This window comes from Amycolatopsis sp. NBC_01488 (assembly GCF_036227105.1).
GTDB lineage: Bacteria > Actinomycetota > Actinomycetes > Mycobacteriales > Pseudonocardiaceae > Amycolatopsis.
In genome coordinates this window covers 8,021,980-8,039,821 of sequence record NZ_CP109434.1, presented here as the reverse complement: position 1 = coordinate 8,039,821, position 17,842 = coordinate 8,021,980, and the positions used below count along the sequence as shown (strand labels likewise).

General features: G+C 69.3%; 18 protein-coding genes and 4 tRNA genes. 12 read left to right on the top strand and 10 right to left on the bottom strand.

Going from position 1 to position 17,842, the window contains the following annotated elements:
- Window positions 1–3: 3 nt before the first annotated feature.
- From OG738_RS37750 to OG738_RS37740, 3 genes are read right to left on the bottom strand one after another with little or no spacing between them, the layout of a single operon-like run.
- Window positions 4–852 carry an ABC transporter permease subunit gene (locus OG738_RS37750; RefSeq protein WP_329048221.1) on the bottom strand — a complete coding sequence of 283 codons (849 nt, stop codon included), beginning with the start codon at window positions 850–852 and terminating at the stop codon, window positions 4–6.
- Complete coding sequence (locus OG738_RS37745; protein WP_329048219.1) at window positions 852–1,778, bottom strand: ABC transporter ATP-binding protein; 927 nt, start codon at window positions 1,776–1,778, stop codon at window positions 852–854. The genes OG738_RS37750 and OG738_RS37745 overlap by 1 nt, the downstream gene beginning before the upstream one ends.
- A complete protein-coding gene (locus tag OG738_RS37740; protein WP_329048217.1) occupies window positions 1,775–2,260 on the bottom strand; it encodes a hypothetical protein in 486 nt (161 codons plus the stop codon). Before OG738_RS37740 ends, OG738_RS37745 begins: the two co-directional genes overlap by 4 nt.
- Before the next feature lie 99 nt (window positions 2,261–2,359).
- Between OG738_RS37740 and OG738_RS37735 the strand changes: the two genes are divergently transcribed.
- Window positions 2,360–3,118, top strand: a complete 759-nt coding sequence (locus OG738_RS37735) for a COG4705 family protein (protein WP_329048215.1) — start codon at window positions 2,360–2,362, stop codon at window positions 3,116–3,118.
- 365 nt (window positions 3,119–3,483) lie between these two features.
- On the opposite strand, the gene OG738_RS37730 is transcribed toward OG738_RS37735, so the two are convergent.
- Window positions 3,484–4,302 (bottom strand): ZIP family metal transporter, encoded by an 819-nt coding sequence (locus OG738_RS37730; protein ID WP_329048213.1) that lies wholly within the window; start codon window positions 4,300–4,302, stop codon window positions 3,484–3,486.
- Between the two features lie 747 nt (window positions 4,303–5,049).
- On the opposite strand from OG738_RS37730, the gene OG738_RS37725 reads away from it, so the two are divergent.
- Window positions 5,050–5,184 (top strand): hypothetical protein, encoded by a 135-nt coding sequence (locus OG738_RS37725; protein ID WP_329048211.1) that lies wholly within the window; start codon window positions 5,050–5,052, stop codon window positions 5,182–5,184.
- 352 nt (window positions 5,185–5,536) lie between these two features.
- Here the strand turns inward: OG738_RS37725 and OG738_RS37720 are convergent, their stop codons facing one another.
- Together OG738_RS37720 and OG738_RS37715 are read right to left on the bottom strand one after the other, a co-directional pair.
- Complete coding sequence (locus OG738_RS37720) at window positions 5,537–6,943, bottom strand: putative Ig domain-containing protein (RefSeq protein ID WP_329048210.1); 1,407 nt, start codon at window positions 6,941–6,943, stop codon at window positions 5,537–5,539.
- Window positions 6,898–7,425 carry a hypothetical protein gene (locus tag OG738_RS37715; RefSeq protein ID WP_329048207.1) on the bottom strand — a complete coding sequence of 176 codons (528 nt, stop codon included), beginning with the start codon at window positions 7,423–7,425 and terminating at the stop codon, window positions 6,898–6,900. The genes OG738_RS37720 and OG738_RS37715 overlap by 46 nt, the downstream gene beginning before the upstream one ends.
- A gap of 378 nt (window positions 7,426–7,803) precedes the next feature.
- On the opposite strand from OG738_RS37715, the gene OG738_RS37710 reads away from it, so the two are divergent.
- Together OG738_RS37710 and OG738_RS37705 are read left to right on the top strand one after the other, a co-directional pair.
- Window positions 7,804–8,079 (top strand): hypothetical protein, encoded by a 276-nt coding sequence (locus tag OG738_RS37710; protein WP_329048205.1) that lies wholly within the window; start codon window positions 7,804–7,806, stop codon window positions 8,077–8,079.
- A gap of 95 nt (window positions 8,080–8,174) precedes the next feature.
- Complete coding sequence (locus OG738_RS37705) at window positions 8,175–8,465, top strand: hypothetical protein (protein ID WP_329048204.1); 291 nt, start codon at window positions 8,175–8,177, stop codon at window positions 8,463–8,465.
- Between the two features lie 49 nt (window positions 8,466–8,514).
- Here OG738_RS37705 and OG738_RS37700 read toward each other — a convergent pair.
- From OG738_RS37700 to OG738_RS37685, 4 genes are all read right to left on the bottom strand, one after another.
- A tRNA-Val gene (locus tag OG738_RS37700) sits at window positions 8,515–8,589 on the bottom strand.
- A 1-nt stretch (window position 8,590) separates the two neighbouring features.
- Window positions 8,591–8,661, bottom strand: a tRNA-Cys gene (locus OG738_RS37695).
- A 24-nt stretch (window positions 8,662–8,685) separates the two neighbouring features.
- Window positions 8,686–8,758: transfer RNA gene (locus OG738_RS37690), tRNA-Gly, on the bottom strand.
- A 127-nt stretch (window positions 8,759–8,885) separates the two neighbouring features.
- Complete coding sequence (locus tag OG738_RS37685) at window positions 8,886–9,311, bottom strand: SsgA family sporulation/cell division regulator (protein ID WP_033293569.1); 426 nt, start codon at window positions 9,309–9,311, stop codon at window positions 8,886–8,888.
- 395 nt (window positions 9,312–9,706) lie between these two features.
- On the opposite strand from OG738_RS37685, the gene OG738_RS37680 reads away from it, so the two are divergent.
- The 8 genes from OG738_RS37680 (at window position 9,707) to OG738_RS37645 (ending at window position 17,839) form a co-directional block, all read left to right on the top strand.
- A tRNA-Val gene (locus OG738_RS37680) sits at window positions 9,707–9,778 on the top strand.
- Window positions 9,779–10,563: 785 nt separating this feature from the next.
- Window positions 10,564–12,090, top strand: coding sequence for a sugar transferase (locus OG738_RS37675; RefSeq protein WP_329048191.1), 1,527 nt, complete (start codon window positions 10,564–10,566; stop codon window positions 12,088–12,090).
- A gap of 219 nt (window positions 12,091–12,309) precedes the next feature.
- Window positions 12,310–12,924 carry a malonic semialdehyde reductase gene (locus tag OG738_RS37670; protein ID WP_329048188.1) on the top strand — a complete coding sequence of 205 codons (615 nt, stop codon included), beginning with the start codon at window positions 12,310–12,312 and terminating at the stop codon, window positions 12,922–12,924.
- A 132-nt stretch (window positions 12,925–13,056) separates the two neighbouring features.
- Window positions 13,057–15,084, top strand: coding sequence for a threonine--tRNA ligase (gene thrS / locus OG738_RS37665; protein WP_329048187.1), 2,028 nt, complete (start codon window positions 13,057–13,059; stop codon window positions 15,082–15,084).
- The gene (locus OG738_RS37660; protein WP_329048185.1) at window positions 15,081–15,623 is read left to right on the top strand and encodes an HIT family protein; all 543 of its coding nucleotides are present in this window, start codon (window positions 15,081–15,083) and stop codon (window positions 15,621–15,623) included. The genes thrS and OG738_RS37660 overlap by 4 nt, the downstream gene beginning before the upstream one ends.
- Window positions 15,624–15,687: 64 nt before the next feature.
- A complete protein-coding gene (locus tag OG738_RS37655; RefSeq protein WP_329048183.1) occupies window positions 15,688–16,209 on the top strand; it encodes a MarR family winged helix-turn-helix transcriptional regulator in 522 nt (173 codons plus the stop codon).
- A gap of 89 nt (window positions 16,210–16,298) precedes the next feature.
- Complete coding sequence (gene pgsA / locus OG738_RS37650) at window positions 16,299–16,925, top strand: phosphatidylinositol phosphate synthase (RefSeq protein WP_329048181.1); 627 nt, start codon at window positions 16,299–16,301, stop codon at window positions 16,923–16,925.
- Window positions 16,922–17,839 (top strand): phosphatidylinositol mannoside acyltransferase, encoded by a 918-nt coding sequence (locus tag OG738_RS37645; RefSeq protein ID WP_329048179.1) that lies wholly within the window; start codon window positions 16,922–16,924, stop codon window positions 17,837–17,839. The genes pgsA and OG738_RS37645 overlap by 4 nt, the downstream gene beginning before the upstream one ends.
- The last annotated feature ends 3 nt before the right edge of the window (window positions 17,840–17,842 follow it).

The following is a 17,842-nucleotide window of genomic DNA, read 5'->3' as shown; positions in this document are numbered from 1 at the left end:
GGCTCAGGCATCGCGGCGCTCGAGCAGGACGACCGCGGCCAGGAGCGCGACGGCGACGTAGGCGCAGAACACGGCGAAGCCGGTCCACGGCGCGAGCATGGCCGAGTCCGGGTGGACGGTGATCAGGGCCTGTCCGGCGTTGCTCGGCAGGTAGGGCACGATGTGCGGGGCCCAACTGTCCGGCAGCGCCTCGGCGATCCCCGGGAGCACCAGCAGCAGGCCGAAGAGGGTGGCGATGGCGCCGGCGGTGTGCCGGATCAGCCAGCCGAGCGCAACGCCGAGCATGCCCACCACGGTCAGGTAGAGGCCCACGCCGAACACGGCCCGGAACACCCCGGGCGCCGACAGCGTCGTCTCGATGTGCTGGGAGCTGAGGAACGCCTGTCCGCCGAGGAACGCGGCGAACGAGCTGACCGTGCCGACGACGAACGACACGACGGCGAAGATGACGAGTTTGGCCCAGAGCACCGGGGTCCGCGTCGGGACGGCGGAGAAGGTCGCGCGGATCATCCCGGTGCCGTATTCGCCGGAGACGACGAGCACGCCCAGCACGCCGATCACCAGTTGCGCCAGGACGTAGCCGCGGATGCTGACGTCGGTCGGGTCGAAGCGCAGCTTGGCCTGGGGCCGCATGACCGGCCAGCGGCTGGCGTCGGCGGCGGAGAAGATCCAGCCGAGCGCGATCATCCCGACCACGGTCACGGCGACCGCCAGCGGTGACGAGCGGACGGTGCGAAACTTCAGCCATTCGGAACGGAGGACCCGGACCGGGGTGACCTTGAGGTCGTCCGGCAGCGGCACCTGGGGCGACGGCGCGCCGCCGGTCGTGGCCGGGGCGGTGGTGGTCGTCATCACGCGGACCTTTCCTGAGCGGCCGGGGTGACCCGGTATTCGAGGGCGTCGTCGGTGAGCTCCATGAACGCCTCTTCCAGCGACGCCTGGACCGGCGTCAGCTCTTCGAGGGGGATGGCTTCGCGGCAGGCCACCCGGCCGATCTCGGCGCCGTCGAGGCCGCTGACCTCGAGCAGGCCCGGCGCCAGGTCGGTGACCCCGATCTCGGGCCCGCTGAGCAGGTCCCGCAGCCGCGCGGCCTCCGGGGTGCGGACTCGCACCACCCGGCTCGACGCGCGCCGGATGAACTCCTCGACCGAGGTGTCGGCGATGAGCTTGCCCCTGCCGATCACGATCAGGTGCTCGGCGGTCAGGGCCATCTCGCTCATCAGGTGCGAGGAGACGAAGACGGTGCGGCCCTCGGCGGCCAGGCCGCGCAGCAGGTTCCGGATCCACAGGATGCCCTGCGGGTCCAGTCCGTTGACCGGCTCGTCGAGCACCAGGGTCGCCGGATCGCCGAGCAGCGCGGCGGCGACGCCGAGGCGCTGGCCCATGCCGAGGGAGAACCCGCCGACGCGCTTGCGGGCGACGTCGTTCAGTCCGACCAGTTCGATGACTTCGTCGACGCGCCGGCGCGGGATGCCCGTGCTCAGCGCGAGGGCGAGGAGGTGGTTGTAGGCGGATCGTCCGGTGTGGACGGCTTTCGCCTCCAGGAGGGCGCCGACCTCGTGCAGCGGCGCGGCGTGGCGGCGGTAGGCCTTGCCGTTGACCGTGACCGTGCCGGACGTGGGCGCGTCCAGGCCCATGATCATCCGGATCGTGGTCGACTTCCCGGCGCCGTTCGGGCCGAGGAACCCGGTCACCACACCGGGTTTCACGGTGAAGGTGAGGTCGTCCACGGCGGTTTTCCCACCGTAGCGTTTGGACACCGCGCGTGCTTCGATCATGGGCGTTCTGGTCCTTCCGGCGTTGAGGGGCCGAACCCTACGGCCGGCCGCGCACGGGGTCGACTGCCTGGCGGACGATCTGTGCGGGGTCGGTGTGCGACTTCCGGCGTAGCCCGTATGCCGGAAGTCGCACGGGCGGGACGTCGGCCGCTGCGGGTGGTGGTGACCACCAGGTAGGTCAGGCAGAGCAGCAGTGCCAAGCCGGCCGAGGGCCATTCGGGGTCGTGGAATGTCGCCCAGGTCAGGCCTTCGGCGGCTACGCCGGGCGCCCAGTGGGTGAGGGTGGTCGAGCCGTCGGGAGAGATGCCGTTGAACACGGTGACGGCGAGGAACAGCAGCCCGGCCACCGCCGCGATCGCGCCGGGCTCGAGGCCGGCGACCGTGAGCCGGCCGTTGCCGTCGGTGATGACGTGGGCTCCGCGTTCGGTGAGCAGCGCGGGGAGCGGGGGTGTCGCGGTCGGTCCGGACGTGGAGCTCGCCACCGGGGTGCACGAGTTCGATCATCGACGGGTCGGACAGCAGCCGTCCGCGGCCGAGGATCAGCAGGACGCAGGCCGAGTAATGGTTCGGGCGGCGCTTGAATGGTGATCATGACCAAGCTTCCTTCGATCACTGCGGTGTTCTGGATCATGAAGATCGTCGCCGCCACCACGCTGGGGGAGACCGCCGGGGACCTGCTCGCCCAGACCCTCCAGGTCGGGTACCTGGCCAGTTCCGTGATCCTCGTGGGCCTGTTCGTGGCGAGTCTGGTGACGCAGTTGGCCGTCGACACGTTCCACCCGGCCCTGTATTGGACGGTCATCTTGGCCACCAGCACCGCCGGCACGACGATGTCGGACTTCCTGAACCGCACTGCTGGGCTCGGCTACGCGCGGGGGGCGCTTGTGCTGCTCACCGCCCTGGCGGCGGTGTTCCTGCTGTGGAAGTTCAGCGGCCGTTCGTTCGACGTGCAGACCATCCGCACGTTCCGCGGTGAGCTGCTGTACTGGGCGGCGATCCTCTTGTCCACGACGTTGGGCACATCGCTGGGTGACTTCCTTGCCGACGACTCCGGGCTGGGATTCGGCGGCACCGCCCTGACGATCAGCGGAATCCTTGTCGTGCTGCCGGCCATGAGGAAGACGGGTGTCTCGGGGACGCTGTTGTTCTGGATCGCGTTCGTGCTCACGCGGCCGCTGGGGGCCGCAGCCGGGGATTTCGTCAGCAAACCGGTGGTCGCGGGCGGCATGGGATATGGCACGATCGGCGCTTCTTTGCTGCTGGGCTCGACCCTCGTCGTCTTTGTCGGGTACACGTCCTGGCAGCGGCGACCGGCACGCGTCGCCGAGGCCGCGGGCTGAGTCCCTGCCAGCACGTCTACCGGGCGCCCTCCGCACGTGTTTTGCACGGCGGCTAGCCTGCGTCGGGCCGACGCGCTTGGGACCGAATCCAGGCTGTCGGAATGACTACCTCTGCCTCCCGGTGCCGGATGCGGCCTTGTCGCGCGCCGGCGTGCTGCATGGGCATCGTGCGACGTCGTGGCCTGGCCGTGCGGCCGCGGCGCCCCGGCACCGTGCGCCTGACCGGCTAACCACGGGCCGCCGCGTGTTCTGCCCGGTACGCAGTGGCTCCGGTCGCTCGCACCTGCCGCACCGATCAGCGCGACTTCCCAGATCACCGTCCGCGTCGCGGACAGCCCGCGAGCGTGAGTCGGCCGGCGCGGGCGTCAGGCGCCGGCCGCGGTGACGACCGCGTCGGTGGCAAAACCGAGGAACAGGCCGAGCAGCAGACCCCAGGTGGTCACCGGTTTGAAGCCAGCCTTGCGGGCGACCGCCAGCAGTTCGATCACCACGTACAGGATCGAGCCCGCTGCCAAGCCGAGGAAGGCGACCGACACGGTGTCGTTCACGAACGCCTGTCCGACGAGCGTGCCGAGGAAGGTGGGGCCGCCGCCGATGAGGCCGAGTGTGGCGAGGTATCCCCATGAGGGGCGGCTGCCGACCATCGGCGCGACGATGCCGAAACCTTCGGTGGCGTTGTGCAACCCGAATCCGATCACCAGCAGCAGTGCCAGGCTGAGGTCGCCTGCCGCGGCGGAGCTGCCGATGGCGAGGCCCTCGGCGAAGTTGTGCAGGCCGATTCCGACGGCGATCGTCAACGCCAGCCGCGCGGCGGGTGCGGCCGCCGTGGGAGTGGTCAGCTCGCCGATCTTCGCGGCTCCGGGGCCTGGCCTGCGTTGCGGTCGGCGGCGATGTGTGGCCTGGTCGAAGTAGACCATCCCGAGCAGGCTGACGCCGAGCGTGACGGTGAGGACTGCGCCGTTGCCCAGCGCGATGCCGAAATCGCCGTGGCCCAGCCCGCTGTCGATCGGTTCCCAGGCGTGGGCGAGCACGTCCCACAGCAGGAAAACCAGCACGCCGGTGGCGATTCCGTTGAGCAGCGTCTTCAGTCGCGGCAACTCCGCCCGCAACCGCCCGAGCGGGAGTCCGAGGTAGATGGTGACCCCGGCGACAGCGCCGAGGAGCGCGATCTGGCTGGGCGACATGAGCAGGCTCCTGGAATTGCGCGGACGGTTACCGGGCACTGTAACTCAGGGAAGGCTCTCCTCATATAGGTGAGGCGAACCTCATTTCTTGCCCTCGATGGCCACCGTGGACGAAGTTAGGCAATGGCTAAACCTCAGTACTCCAAGGGTAAATTCTCAGCTTTTGAGGTTGACTACTGACGCTGACATCTGGCGACCGCAGGCTGGTCCGGCACCGCAGTCGAATGGCCGGAAGCGTTATCCGAACCGTCGTGTGCCGTCGGGTGCGGGTGATCACGCCGAACGCGCTGATCATCATGATCACTGCGCGCACGCAGGAAAGGGGCGTCGTGGGGCCCGAAGTCGGCGCCGACGATCAAGACGTTGGACGTCAACATCGTTGCGCTGCGCCGGAACTCGCCGAAGCCGCGGAAGTGCGGCGATCGCGCCCACGATCACCACCGTGCGGGGTTCGGCTATCGCTTGGAAGTTCCTCTTGCAGCCCGTTAACCCGTCCGTAGCCGTGGGCGAACTCGCCCTCTTATAGCGTGGCAGCGACGAAGAAGCCGACCCGATCCGAGGACGTTGTGATGGAGGATCGGCAGGGGATCCGCTGCTCGGACGGAGAGCGCGAGCAGACCCGGCTCTGGTCGCCGCGGCGCGTTACCGCTACGACCTCGACGCAGTCACCGCCGATCTGCCCCAGCGTGTGGTACCCGCCGACGAAGCCAGTGGCTGGCTGCCCGTGCTCGCTTCGGCCAGGCGATCGTGAACAGACGACGCCGTCTGGCCGTCTTCGTCGCGGTGCTGGCGGGGGTGCTGCTCCTCGCTGCGCTGTTGTTCGCCGCGTTGCACGGCTTCGGCGACGACGGCTTCGAGCACCACGGCCTCGACCGCGACTGAACAACGATCGCCCCGGACCGGCCGGTCCCCGGGCGTTCCCAGAGCAGGCAGGCATCCGGGGTTCCCCCCGCCCCGGGTGCCTGCCGTCCCGTGTGAAGGAACCTGGCGTTGAGTGTGATCGACCTCGGCCAGTCCGTCATTCTCGGCTTCATGGCGGGCCGGAAGCGCGCATGTCAGGCTCGTCGGGGACCGGGCGGAGTGATCGCCGCGCCATTTGTCGTGCAGCCCGCCGATCGGCGCTGCGCAGGCGGGCCGATGTCAGCGGCCTGGCTGCGGCACCAGACCGGGTCCGAGCCGTCGGCGTCCCTTGGTGGTGAGCCGGCTTCGGCTGGGTCACCACCAGGGGCTGGGATCAGCCGACGGTGAGGGCGGTGTCGTCGAGGACGAACGAGGTTTGCCCGGTGTAGTCCTCGGTGCCGGTGAACTTCACGGTGATGGTTTGGCCGGCATAGGCCGAGAGGTTGACGCTGTGCTGGGTGTAGCCGGTCGCGGCGTCCTTGTTGGAGTAGGTCGCCGGGGTGGCGACCACGGTTCCGGAACCGTTGAGGATCTGCACGGCCAGTGTGTCGTAGGCGCTGGTGGTCGGTTCGGCGGTGTCGATGTGCAGCCAGTAGCTCAGGTTGTAGGTGGCGCAGCCGGCGGGCAGGGCGATCTGCTGGGACAGCGTGTCGGTGTGGGTGCTGCCGTAGCCGTCCAGCCAGGCGTCCCAGCTTCCGCCGTGCGGCGGTTCACCGGAGTTGTTGCTGATCACGCCGGAACCGGTCGACCACGGGGCGGCCGTGCCGGTCTCGAATCCGGGGTTGCCGAGCAGTTGCCGCGCGGTACAGCCACCGCCGCCGGCGGGCGCGATGGTCCAGCTGAAGGAGGTGCTCCCGGCGGGGCCGGTCGAGTCGGTGGCGGTCAGTGTCACCGTGCTCGTGCCCGTCGTGGTCGGGGTGCCGGAGATCAGCCCGGTCGCGGGGTTGATCGACAGTCCGGTGGGCAGGCCGGTAGCGCTGTAGGACAGGCTGCCGCCGGCGGTGTCGGCGGCGGAGATCTGCAGACTCGCCGGCTGGCCGGCGGTGCCGGTCTGGTTGCCGGGGTTGGTCACCGACACGCTGCCCCCGCCGCCGGTGCCGAACTGGATGTCGAGCACGGCGTGCAGTTCGATGCCATTGGGCGCGACACCGGTCTGGCCGTGCAGGAAGTCGAAGAACCCGACGCCGGTGACGGTCACCGGGACGTTCGCGGTCTGGAAGCTGCCGGTCGGGGTGTATTTCGCGTTGAACTCGCCGCGTGCCTTCTGGATGCTGGTCAGCAGGGCGCTGGACGAGCCGACGCAGGCGGGGTCGGGGATCTCGGTGATCATCGTGTGACCGGACCCGTCGGCCAGGACCAGGTGATAGTCCGAATCGGACTCCAGCTTGTACTGCGTCAGCGTGCCCTGCAGCCGATACACCGTGGTTTCGGTCGGCTGGATCCGGTTGTTCGCCGGAAGAGTGGCGGGCTTGGGCAGTGCGGTCAGCGCGGCGATCGTGCTGGATGTCGTGGACTGCAAGGTGATCTTGCTCGCGTCGGCGTCCGTGCCGGTCTTGACCGACCAGCGTTCCACGCCGCAACTCGCCGCGGTCGCTGCCGGCTGCGGGACGAGAACTTCGTGTTCGACACCATCGGCGTCTTCGGAGTCCCCGCCGGCCGAGACCATCGGCGCGGTGAAGGACAGGCACGCCAGGCTCACGGCGAGAACCGCGGCGAGCCGGATGATGTTGCTGCGCTGCATGGACACTCCCAGGGGACGCGGGGACCCCGGGGACCGCGGCAATCGCCGTCGCGGTCCCGGGCACGGGAACCAGAGGTGGTGACGGACGGGCCGGCCGACTGGGCAACGGAATCGGTGTCGAGCAGGTTCTCCTGGCAGTGTGACAAGACAAGGGCGGCGGTCACACCGACTTTCGTATGAACGGCGCGCCAACACCGTCCGCCGATACGCTGGTACGCCCGGATTGCGAGAAATAGCCAGGTAGTCCGGCGAACCAGGTCCACCTTGACGGGCAGCGTCGCGAGGATCTCGTAGCGGCCCCGGTTGATGGCGGTGTCGCGTTGCTGTTGGGCGTCGTCGGCGGAGAAGCCGCGGTGGAGCAGGTCGAGGAAGAACGCGGCGCGGAGGTTGCAGCCGGCACTGGCGGCGAGCGTCTGATGTGGACGTTGGTGGTGTTTGCCGGAGTGCTCGCTGCCCTCTGCGTTGTCGTTCTCAGCGTTCACCAAGGGAATACCGGGTAGGTTTGCCGTGGTGTTCGGTCTCACGGCCTGGGGCCACCTGGTCAGCTTGCTCGCGGCGGCGTTGTTCAGAGTCCATCCGCACTTGCGGAACCGACCCGGCTCAAGCCCGGTGAACGGGGGCAAAGAGGCTCGGCGGTCAGCGTGTGATCCTCAGGGTCGAGTCTCGGAGGCCGGCCGTCTGATCGTCGGTTCCTCGCTGAGGCTGAGGGTTCCGCGGCGTGGTGAGAAATCCTCGGCCCGCGGGCCGGCTGGGGCGGCGTTTCGACGGCTTCGGGGAAGCGACGTCTGCGGAGAGACGAGAGCGGCGAACAAGACCAGGCCGCCGACCTCGACGAGGACCTTCATGTCGTTGGGCACCAGTTGCAGGTTGAGCGCGAGATAGAGAAAGGCAAGGAGGCCGACAAGAAGGCGCCGGATGTCGCTGCGCTGGCTGTCCAAGGTGACCGCGACCACGCCGATGACCAGGGGCGCAAGCATTACGAAGACGCGTTGGGTATCTGTGGCGACCATCCGTCCGGCGAGGCAGCAGAGTGCCAGGTGACCTATGACGACGCCGACCGTGCCCTGAGCACCACCGATGCGACCGGCCGCACCACCAGTGAATCCTGGAACGTCAAAGATCAGGAACTGACCTGATGTGCACGCCTGAGGGGGCATCCGTGGCGGCGCGCGAACTTCCGGATCCGTGTCTGGCAGCGGGCGTGGGACGGAGTCGAACTGGGCGGCTCCGGGTGGGGGAGCGGCGGCCGCCGATTCTGCCGACGTTCACCTTCCACGAAGGGCGGCACTCCCACGGCACCTGGCTGACCGAGGACGGGATCCCGAAGGTTCCGCGGTGCGCACGGTTGGGCCAGAAGATGAAGGGCATCACCCGCGTGTACGGCCACGTGACGCCGGCGATGGTGAACCAGATCCTGGACATCCTGGAGGAGCGCTGGCTGCGGTCGCCGGCGTCGCGGTATCCGGGGGCGAAGCTGGTGTCGTGGTTCCCGCACCTGCGGCCATCGCCGACTGACGACTGAAGCCCCGCCCCTCCGGGGAGGGACAGGGCTTCTGACCTGCGAAAACATGTGGTGCGCGATACTGGGATTGAACCAGTGACCTCTTCCGTGTCAGGGAAGCGCTCTCCCGCTGAGCTAATCGCGCGAGGTGGAGACGGGATTCGAACCCGTGTACACGGCTTTGCAGGCCGTTGCCTCGCCTCTCGGCCACTCCACCGTGCCAGGCCTCGAGAGCCTACCGAGCGGATGACGGGATTCGAACCCGCGACCCTCACCTTGGCAAGGTGATGCGCTACCAGCTGCGCTACATCCGCACTGCACCACTTGCCGACTAGCCGCTCCAGGGGCTCGAACCGCCGTCGCCGTGGTGTGGAAAAACCATATCGGACCCCGAAAACGGCTTCGACACCGGGGTGTCACTCCGCCGTTGCGAGCCCGTCATCAGGCCAGATCGTGGGGGATGAGGTGCGTGAGCGCGTCGTCTACGTCGACCCAGAGGTGCTCGTTGCCCGGCAGCACCACGTCGTAGGTGCGGTCGAGGAAGTCGGCCAGCTCCTGGGCGGATGCCTCGAACATGGCGTGCCCGGACGGCGAGTTCAGCTCGATCAGCACGGACTCGGGATCCTCGACCGACGGGCGGATGCGAACGTCCCCGTCACCCGCGTCGGCCAGCAGGCCGTCCGCGAGGAGGTCACGCGCGTACACCCACTCGACCCAGCCGGCGCGGCCGGTGCGGAAGGCGGCGACGACCGCATACGGGTCGCGTGTGTCGTAGCGCAGCTCCACCTTGACCGGAACCGCGGGCGTCCGCGGCGCCAGCAGGTCGAAGACCGCCGTCGAGCGGAGCGTCACGTGATCGTTGCGCATCGTCCTACCCTTCGTCTCCCTTCCCGGCCCGGCCCGGCCCGGCCGAGGGCGTCACCACTGAGACGCTTCGGGAGGCCGATTCCGTCACGGGTGCGCCGCATATCACCCGTCCGGGCCCATCAGCCCCCGTCTGTGCCCGTGATCTCCCCACGGCGCGCGATCGACCGGCGCGCCCCGTGTGGGCCCACTCCTCCATACTGCGCGGTTTAGCCGCCGGGCGATAGCACCGTCGCACGGGTGTCGAACGTGGCCGCACGCGGCCCCCGCCGGCCACAACCCCGGCTAGCTCGGGGTTGTTCGTTCCGTACTCGCCGGTAAGCGGAGTGTGGTCGCCGAGGACCACCCATTTGCAGGCGCCCGGAAGTCGTAGGCTACAGTTTCCTGACACCGCGAGCGGGCGATTAGCTCAGCGGGAGAGCGCTTCGTTCACACCGAAGAGGTCACTGGTTCGATCCCAGTATCGCCCACGAGTTCGCTGAGAGAGCCCTGTTCGCAAATAGCGCGAACAGGGCTCTCTCGTTGTGTCCTGTGGGGGCCGAGCCCCCACGCCCCCGTCGGGGGCGAGCCCCCGGACCCCCGTGTGTGGTTGCGTTGTGGAGTTCGTCACGCTTTAAGCGGAGTGAACGATCCGTTCGGCCTATGCGTATCTGGTGGCAAGAGGGGTTCCGCTCCCGTATCGCCGGGAATCTTCGGAACTTCCTCTGAAGTCCGCTGTCGCGGCGGGCTTTTGTCGAACGAACTTTGCGGGAGGCGTGCTGTGGTCCTCGGCGGTGTGCGCGCCGGGGACTTGTGACGGAAATGCGGGCTTGTGACGGTTCGGCGATGAACGTCACCGAGTGATCACCCGGCGTTCGCGTCGTGCCGTACGCGGCGCCGTGGTGGTCCACTGTGGACCGGTGCGGCGCCGCAGTGTCCACAGTAGATCTCGCGGGGCGGTTCGGCCGTTCGGAAGAGTGTGGGTCCACCCGGGTGCGGGCATTGCACTTTTGGCTACATACCGTAGTTTTCCCGGGGATACTCCCTATTACGCATCGTCATCATCTTGTTATCTTGCGGCCATTTTCTGGCGGGAAAGACGCGCTGCATGTGGCTGGAAATCCTTGTAACGATGCTGAGAGGGTCGCCGATACCTTGCCGTGTGAAGCCCCCGCGGGCAGAGCGCGAGATCCGAGTCGTGGTGACTGTACGAAATCACTGCCGGTGACGCAGCGTGCTTGCGGACCCAACCCGATCCCTGGTCCCGGGAGGTCAGATGGAAGAGTCGGTGCGGCCGTCGTACACGGTGAGCCAGCCACCGCCGCACATCGACCTCCAGGCCATTCCCCGACCCGCCCAGCGGGACGGCAAGCCGGTCGAAGCGGCCGCGACGCCGTCCCCCAAGGCGCTCCCGGCGGCCTGGGAGGCGAGATACCGAGCCTGGGTCGTCGGCAGTGACGTCTTCATCACGCTGCTGGTGATCGCGATCAGCGCGTTCGTCATCGATCGCGTTGCCCCGCACGACATGCACGCCTTCGGCACGATCCTCGCCGTGTTCGTCTCGCTGCCGGTCAGCCGGGCGTGGAGCCCGCGCGTGCTCGGGGAAGGCGCGGAGGAGTACCGCACCCTGGGCCGCGGCTTCATCACCGCGGCCGTCCTGGTCGCGCTGGGCGGCCTGCTGTTCGGCGCGCTCGAGGTCCAGGTCTGGGTGTTCGTCGTCGTCCCGGCGATCGCGCTCGTCGCCTTCCCGCAGCGCTACCTGCTGCGCCAGGTGCTGCACCGCAAGCGCGCCAAGGGACTCTGCCTGCTGCCGGTGATGGCGGCGGGCAGCCCGGAGACCGTCGCCGACCTGATCGCGCGCACCAAGTCCGAGGTCCACGTCGGCTGGCGCGTCGAGGCGGCCTGCACGTTCACCGGGTACGGCGCCGAGCGCGACAGCGGCGAGATCGACGGCGTCCCGGTGGTCGGGAGGCTGGAGGAGCTGTCCCGGCACGTGCGCCGCGGCGGCTACCGCGTCGTCGCGATCACGTCCGACCAGTACTGGACGCCGAAACGCCTGCAGCGGGTGGCCTGGGACATGGAGGGCACCGGCGCGGAGATGGTCGTCGCGCCCGTGCTGATGGAGGTCGCCGGGCCCCGGCTCAACGTCACCGGCGTGCTGGGCATGCCGCTCCTGCGGGTCACGGCGCCGATGTTCACCGGCGGCCGCCGCGTCGTGAAGGAGATCGTCGACCGTGCCGGCTCGGCGTTCCTGCTGACGCTGCTTTCCCCGCTGCTGCTGGTGATCGCGCTCGCCATCAAGCTGAACGACCGCGGCCCGGTGATCTACCGCCAGCGCCGCGTCGGCCGCGACGGCGCGACGTTCACCATGCTCAAGTTCCGCACGATGGTCACCAACGCCGACCAGATCCGGCAGACCCTCGAGCAGGACAACGAGGGCGCGGGCCCGCTGTTCAAGATGAAGCGCGATCCGCGGATCACCCGCGTGGGTGGTTTCCTGCGCCGGTATTCGCTCGACGAAGTGCCCCAGCTCTTCAACGTGGTGTCCGGGAAGATGTCGCTCGTCGGCCCGCGGCCGCCGCTGCCGGAGGAGACGGCGCAGTACGCGCCCGACGCCCGCCGCCGGCTGCTGGTGAAGCCGGGCCTGACCGGGCTCTGGCAGGTGAGCGGACGCAGCGACCTGACGTGGGCCGAGAGCATCCGGCTCGACCTGCGCTACGTCGAGGACTGGTCGCTGGCCCTGGACCTGGTGATCCTCTGGAAGACGTTCCGCGCGGTGATGGGCGGGCAGGGCGCCTACTGACCCGTCCCGCACCGCGCGCCGAAGACCACGGCCGCCGATCCCCGCCGAGGGGGATCGGCGGCCGTGGTCGTGCCCGGTCGGGTGAGGGCTCGTCGCGCCTCGTGCGCGCGCGGCTTCCCGTTGTGATCCACTTCACCGGGCCCGCCTAGTTGAACGCGAAATAGTTCAACGCTCAACCTGGTTGCACGGGGTATCCGACCACGGAAGGAACTCAGCCCCATGACCACCTTTGCCGAGCAGACCGAAGGCCTCCAGGTTCCCGCGGAGGTCCAGAACCTCCTGTTCCGCGAGGCGCGCACGGCCAACAGCTTCAGCTCCGAGCCGGTGACCGAGGAGCAGGTCCGCGCGATCTACGACCTCGTCAAGTGGGCCCCGACGTCGATGAACACCCAGCCGCTGCGCGCGCTGGTGCTGCGCACCGCCGAGGCGAAGGCCCGCCTGCTGCCGCACATGTCGCCGGGCAACCGGGACAAGACCGAAGCCGCGCCGCTGACCGTCGTGCTCGCCGCGGACGTCGACTTCCACGAGAACATCCCGCAGGTCTTCCCGCACGCCCCGCAGGTGAAGGACAACTTCTCCGACGAGCAGGGCCGCGTCGAGTTCGCCAAGCTCAACTCGCTGCTCCAGGTCGGCTACTTCATCATCGGCGTCCGCGCCGCCGGACTGGCCGCCGGCCCGATGACCGGCTTCGACGCCCAGGGCGTCGACGACGAGTTCTTCGCGGACAAGAAGTGGCGCTCGCTGGTCGTCGTCAACGTCGGCAAGCCGGGTGAGAACCCCTGGTTCGACCGCCTGCCGCGGCTGGACTTCGACCAGGTCGTCGAAACCCTCTGACCTAGACCGGACCGGCCGCCTCCGCACCCGGAGGCGGCCGGTCCGGCGTTCGCGCCACGCGCGTGAGGTCCGCACGGGCCGACGACTAGCATCGTCGGGGTCATCTCCGTCACTCCAGTCCGAGGAGCCATCGTGTCGCAGTCGCCCCCCGTTTCCCCCGTGGCCACCTCCCGTGTGGTGGTACCGGCGGGCACTACGGCGGGCGCGGCGGTCCGTGAGGCCGGCCTGCCGACCAAGGGCGAGGAGACGGTCGTCGTCGTGCGCGACGCCGAGGGCAAGCTGCGCGACCTCGCCTGGGCGCCGGAAACCGACGCCGAGGTCGAGCCGGTCGCCGCGAACACCGAGGACGGCCGCAGCGTCATCCGCCATTCGGCCGCGCACGTGCTCGCCCAGGCCGTGCAGCAGCAATTCCCCGAAGCGAAGCTCGGCATCGGGCCGCCGGTGAAAGACGGTTTCTACTACGACTTCGCCGTTGACACTCCGTTCACCCCGGAAGACCTGCAGGCGCTCGAAAAGCGCATGAAGCAGATCGTGAAGGGCGCCCAGCAGTTCTCCCGGCGCGTTTTCGACTCCGTCGACGAGGCCAAGAAGGAACTGGCGGACGAGCCGTTCAAGCTCGAGCTCGTCGACCTCAAGTCCGAAGTGGATACTTCCGAGGTGATGGAGGTGGGCGAGGGCGAGCTCACCATCTACGACAATCTCGACCCGCGCACCAAGGAACGTGTCTGGAGTGACCTCTGCCGTGGTCCGCACGTGCCGACCACGAAGTTCATCCCGGCGTTCAAGCTGACCCGCGTGGCCGCGGCGTACTGGCGGGGGAGCGAGAAGAACCCGCAGCTGCAGCGGATCTACGGCACGGCGTGGGAGTCGGCGGAGGCGCAGGACGCCTACCTGGAGCGGATCGCCGAGGCCGAGCGCCGCGACCACCGCAAGCTCGGCGCCGAGCTGGACCTGTTCTCCTTCCCCGAGGAGATCGGCTCCGGCCTGCCGGTGTTCCACCCCAAGGGCGGCATCATCCGCCGGGAGCTGGAGAACTACTCGCGCCGCCGCCACGAGGAGGCCGGCTACGAGTTCGTGAACACCCCGCACATCAGCAAGGGCGAGCTGTTCCACACCTCCGGCCACCTGCCGTACTACGCGGACACGATGTTCCCGCCGGTGCAGTTCGACGAGGAGAACTACTACCTCAAGGCCATGAACTGCCCGATGCACAACCTGATCTTCCGCTCGCGCGGGCGGTCCTACCGCGAGCTGCCGCTGCGGCTGTTCGAGTTCGGCACCGTCTACCGCTACGAGAAGTCCGGCGTGGTGCACGGCCTCACCCGCGTGCGCGGCCTGACGATGGACGACTCGCACATCTACTGCACCAAGGAGCAGATGCCGGGCGAGCTCCGGTCGCTGCTGAAGTTCGTCCTCGACCTGCTGGCCGACTACGGCCTCTCCGACTTCTACCTCGAGCTGTCCACCCGCGGGGACTCCGACAAGTTCATCGGCGAGGACTGGGAGTGGGAGGAGGCCACCGAGACGCTGCGGCAGGCCGCCGTCGACTCCGGCCTCGAGCTGGTCCCGGACCCGGGCGGCGCGGCCTTCTACGGCCCGAAGATCTCGGTGCAGGCCAAGGACGCCATCGGCCGCACCTGGCAGATGTCGACCATCCAGCTGGACTTCAACCAGAACAAGCGGTTCGAGCTGGAGTACACCGCGCCGGACGGCACCCGGCAGACGCCGGTGATGATCCACCGTGCGCTGTTCGGGTCGATCGAGCGGTTCTTCGGCGTGCTGACCGAGCACTACGCGGGCGCGTTCCCGGCGTGGCTCGCGCCGGTGCAGGTGGTCGGCATCCCGATCACCGCCGACCAGGTCGGGTTCCTGCAGGACGTCGAGAAGACGTTGCGCGCCAAGGGGATCCGCGCCGAGGTCGACGCGAGCGACGACCGGATGCAGAAGAAGATCCGCACGCACACCACGCAGAAGGTGCCGTTCATGCTGCTGGCCGGCGCGAAGGACGTCGAAGCGGGCGCGGTGTCGTTCCGCTTCCGCGACGGCGGCCAGATCAACGGCGTGCCGGTGGCCGACGCCGTCGACGCCATCGCCGGCTGGATCGAGCGCCGCGAGAACGCGTCGCCGTCGGCCGAAGCGCTGGAGACGGTCGTTCGGTGAGTGACGGTCCCGAACTCGTCGAGCAGCAGGGCGTCGGGGTCCAGGACGCGTTCCAGCGCCTCTGGACCCCGCACCGGATGGCCTACATCAAGGGCCAGGACAAGCCGGACGACGACGAGGACACCGGCTGCCCGTTCTGCCGCATCCCGTCCCTGGACGACAAGACGGGGCTGATCGTCGCGCGCGGTGACGCCGTGTACGCGGTGTTGAACCTGTACCCGTACAACCCCGGGCACCTGATGGTGGTGCCGTACCGGCACGTCGCCGACTACACCGAGCTGACGCCCGCCGAGACCCGCGAGGTCGCGGAGTTCACCCAGCACGCGATGACGGTGATCCGCGCGGTGTCCGGCGCGCACGGGTTCAACATCGGCCTGAACCAGGGCGTGATCGCGGGCGCGGGGATCGCCGCGCACCTGCACCAGCACCTGGTGCCGCGGTGGGGTGGCGACGCGAATTTCATGCCGATCATCGGCCAGACGAAGGTGCTCCCGCAATTGCTGGGCGAAACGCGGGATCTGCTCGCCGACGCCTGGTAGAAACGCTCCAATGCCGTAACCGGCAAAGCCTGATTGAGTGTTCAACCGAGGGTATGATGGGCGTATGTCCGAAACCCGATGGCTCAGCGACGACGAGCAGCGCGTCTGGCGTGAGTTCAACGCGGCCACCCGCATGCTCAGCGCGCACCTCGAGGGTCAGCTGCAGCACGACTCGGGCATGCCGCACACGTACTACGAAGTCCTCGTGGCGCTCTCGGAAGCGCCCGGCCGCCGGCTGCGGATGAGCGAGCTCGCCGACGCCCGCCAGGCGTCGCGCAGCCGGCTTTCGCACGCCGTCGCGCGCCTGGAAGCCAACGGCTGGGTGCGCCGGGAAGCCTGCCCGACCGACAAGCGCGGTGCCTGGGCGGTGCTGACGGACGCGGGCTTCGCCGCGCTCGAAGCGGCCGCGCCCGGGCACGTCGAGGCCGTCCGGGAGAGCCTGTTCGACCCGCTGACGCCCGAGCAGGTCGTCGCGCTCGGTGAGATCAGTGCCGCGATCCGGCAGCGCCTCTCGCCGAAGTGCGCCGCCGCGCAGGCCGCGGAAGAGGCGCGGGAGCACGAGGGCGAACTCTCGAAATCGGGCTGAGCCGGGGCGGCGCGTCAGGTTCGCCGGGGCGGGTCGATAGGCTGCCATCGCCCACCCGACCCTCGTAGCCAGGTGCCTCTGACGAACCGATGCTCAACATCTTCGCGCGTGCCTCCGTTTCCCGCGTCACCGACCCGATCGGCCAGGCGCTGGTCCGCGCCGGGCTGACCCCGAACGCGATGACCGTGCTCGGCACCGCCGGCGCCGTCGTCTGCGCCCTGGCCTTCTTCCCGAACGGCTACCTCCTCTGGGGCACCTTCACGGTGTGGGGCTTCGCCATGCTCGACCTCCTCGACGGCGCGATGGCCCGCGCCCGCGGCTACGGCACCCCGTTCGGCGCGGTGCTGGACGCGACCTGCGACAGGCTGGTCGACGGCGCGTTGTTCGCCGCGATCGCCTGGTGGTGCTTCGTCGTCGACGACAACCACCCGGCCGCCGCCGCCGCGCTGCTGTGCCTGGTGCTCGCCCAGGTCATCTCCTACGTCAAGGCCCGCGCCGACGCGTCCGGCCTGCCGGTCGACGGCGGGCTCGTCGAACGCGCCGAGCGGCTGATCATCGCCCTGGTCGGCACCGGCCTGCACGGCTTCGGCATCCCGTACACCGTCGACGTGACGCTCTGGCTGCTGGCCGCCGGGTCCCTCATCACCCTGGGGCAGCGCTTCGCCGCCGTGGCGAAGGCGGCCCGCGAGGCCGCCGCCGGGGAGCAGCCGGCATGAGCGGCTTGACCGAGCGGCTGAGCGCCTTCGGCTACGCGGCCGGGTGGCGGCTGGCCGGGTGGCTGCCGCCCGGGTTCGGCGGCACGGTCTTCTCGCTCGGTGCCGACCTCGCCGTCCGGCGCGACGGCGGCGGCGTGCGGCAATTGCGCGCCAACCTCGCCCGCGTCGTGCCGCAGGCCGACCCGGCCGAGCTGGACGAGCTGACGCGCCGCGCGATGCGCTCGTACGCCCGGTACTGGCACGAGACGTTCCGGCTGCCGTCGATGGACCAGAAGGAGGTCAGCGCGAAGGTCGCCGGGTCGATCACCGGCGTCGAAAACCTCGACGCCGCGCTCGCCGAGGGCAACGGCGCGGTGATGGCGCTGCCGCACAGCGGGAACTGGGACATCGCCGGCGTGTGGCTCGCCGACTACCTCGGCGGCTTCACGACCGTCGCCGAGCGGCTGAAGCCCGAGTCGCTCTACCGCCGGTTCGTCGAGTACCGCGAGTCGCTCGGCTTCGAGATCGTGCCGCTGACCGGCGACAGCTCGGCGATGCGCGTGCTGCTGAAGCGGTTGCGGGAGAACAAGGCCGTCTGCCTGGTCGGCGACCGCGACCTGACCACCAGCGGCATCCCGGTGAAGTTCTTCGGCGAGGCCGCGCGGATGCCCGGCGGCCCGGCGCGGCTGGCCGCCACGACCGGCGCGGCGCTGATCCCGGCCGGCTGCTGGTTCACCGAGGACGGCTGGCAGATCCGGCTGCACCCGCGCATCCGCGTCACCGCGCGCGCCGAGGTCGCGGCCGCCACCCAGGCGCTGGCCGACATCTTCGCCGGCGACATCGCCGCGCACCCGGCCGACTGGCACATGCTGCAGAAGTTCTGGCCCGCCGACCTGGCGGCCGCCGAGCGGGTCGACCTGGAAGAAGCGAGCTGAGGC